This is a genomic window from Chitinophaga sp. (genome assembly GCF_036566945.1).
Classification (GTDB): domain Bacteria; phylum Bacteroidota; class Bacteroidia; order Chitinophagales; family Chitinophagaceae; genus Chitinophaga.
The window spans coordinates 1-1,865 of record NZ_DATCVJ010001067.1 but is presented as its reverse complement, the minus strand read 5'-3'; the positions used below and the strand labels follow the sequence as shown (position 1 = coordinate 1,865).

Here is a 1,865-nt window from a genome sequence, read left to right as displayed (position 1 = left end):
TGTCTTACCCAGGATTATACTGATTTAGATGATTTTCAGGAATTTTTTGAATTTCCTTATGCACTAAAAAGGATTTAAAAAGATTAGCGAAGATTAACATCGTAGGTTAATAATCTATGATGTTAATCTTCGCTAATCTTTTCAAATCCTTTTTCAATCCCTAAAAATCCGGGAAATCATCTAAATCAGTATAATCCTGAGTAAGACAAAAAATCGCTATAACTGCTTTTTAATAGTACTGATGAGCTCCTGAAATCCCGGCTCCTTACGGATTTCCGGCTGCCAGGCGAATCCCATTTTACACAGATCGTATTCCTGGATAATGGTAGCCCCTTCTTTATGCTCTTCTTTCCCTAATACCCAAACGGTATCGGAAATAGCGGCGGCATTTTCAATATCGTGGCTCACGATGATCAGGGTATTTTCTTCATGCAGTGTGGATACTTTTATCAACAACTGAATCACCTTATCGATCATGAGAATGTCCAGTCCGGAGAAAGGTTCATCCAATAAAATAAATTTATTACCGGTGAGTACCTGCTGAATGATGCTGACGCGTTGCCGTTGTCCACCGCTGATTTGCGCCGGATATTTTTTTAAGTGTTCGGTCGATTGAAAGGTAGCCGCATAATCTTCAATAATGCGTTTCTTCTCCTCTTCCGTCAGCTTCACTGCAGCGTTATCCAATCCTATTTTCAGGTTATGATAAATAGTACGGTGATTAAAGAGGATGTAGTTCTGTGGTACAATGCCCACCTCACCTGCTTTCACCAGGTGTTGATCTGTATCTATTTTCACCACGCCTTCTGTGGGCTTAATCAATCCTGACAGGATTTTAAACAGCTGGGTTTTACCAATACCACTACGACCAATCAATGAAACTACCTGTCCCTGTTGAACATCAGGGCGATGAATATCATGGATGCAGAAATTAATATCGCGGAGGATTGTTTTATCACCATACTGCAGGGTAAGATGTTCTGCAGACAGCAACGGCGCATGTTTCGTATATACGTTGGCGTTCATTAGCGGGTAGAGAGTTTAGTGTAAGGAAATAACCATTCCCGGAATTTGCCAAGAATATAGTCAAAGAAGATCCCCAACAAAAAGATGATCACCAGGGTACCGAATACCACATCCAGCTGTACATATTTGTTAGCACGGATCAGCATTACACCGAGGCCACCTTCACTCATGCTCAGCCCTTCTACAGAGGTGATCATGAGCCAGGCAATAGCAAAGTTCTGTCGCATTACTTCAAAAACCTGGTCCAGTCGTCCTACGATAATCACTTCCCATAAGGTTTTCCAGCTGTTCATACGCAGGGTGGTACACAGCTCAAACTCCTGCTTATTAATGCCATCGATTACAGACAACAGCGAAGTAACAAAGAACGGCACGATACCAAAAATCAGCAGGCTGAGTTTCAGTTCATGGCCATCCTGCGTCCACAGGGTGAAGAGGAATGTTAAACCGGTAAGGGTCAGGTACCGGCATTTGATCACAAAGCGTGCGATCGGATTGAAAAACGGAATAATAGACAGATAACTGATTACTAAGGCGATGATAATAGAAATAAACATGCCTTTGATGGTCAACACCAGGCTGCTGAAAAGATCGTCGACGAAAGATGGGTTCTGTACTATTTTGCCCAGCGTTTGCAATACTTTTACCGGAGTCGGAATTAAACCACCTCCACTCAGCTGCCAGCATATCAGGGCTATGATAGCCTCTGCAATCACGAGCGACAACATCGCACGGCGATTGAGTATGCGCAGTGGTTCAAAAAAAGATTTTATCACGTCTAAAGTTATTGAGTCAAGAGAGGATGGAAGCGGATTTTGTCTTACTCAGGATTATACTGA

The 1,865-nt window shown here is 42.4% G+C and carries 2 protein-coding genes; both read right to left on the bottom strand.

Annotation, left to right across the window (positions count from 1 at the left end):
- Nucleotides 1-216 precede the first annotated feature (216 nt).
- A complete protein-coding gene (locus VIP81_RS32220; protein ID WP_331971927.1) occupies nt 217-1,026 on the bottom strand; it encodes an ATP-binding cassette domain-containing protein in 810 nt (269 codons plus the stop codon).
- A complete protein-coding gene (locus VIP81_RS32215) occupies nt 1,026-1,802 on the bottom strand; it encodes an ABC transporter permease (protein ID WP_331971925.1) in 777 nt (258 codons plus the stop codon). Before VIP81_RS32215 ends, VIP81_RS32220 begins: the two co-directional genes overlap by 1 nt.
- Nucleotides 1,803-1,865 lie beyond the last annotated feature (63 nt).

Excerpts from the sequence above, each read along its gene's own strand:
- VIP81_RS32220 (WP_331971927.1), bottom strand. The coding sequence starts at position 1,026 with ATGAACGCCAACGTATATACGAAACATGCGCCGTTGCTGTCTGCAGAA.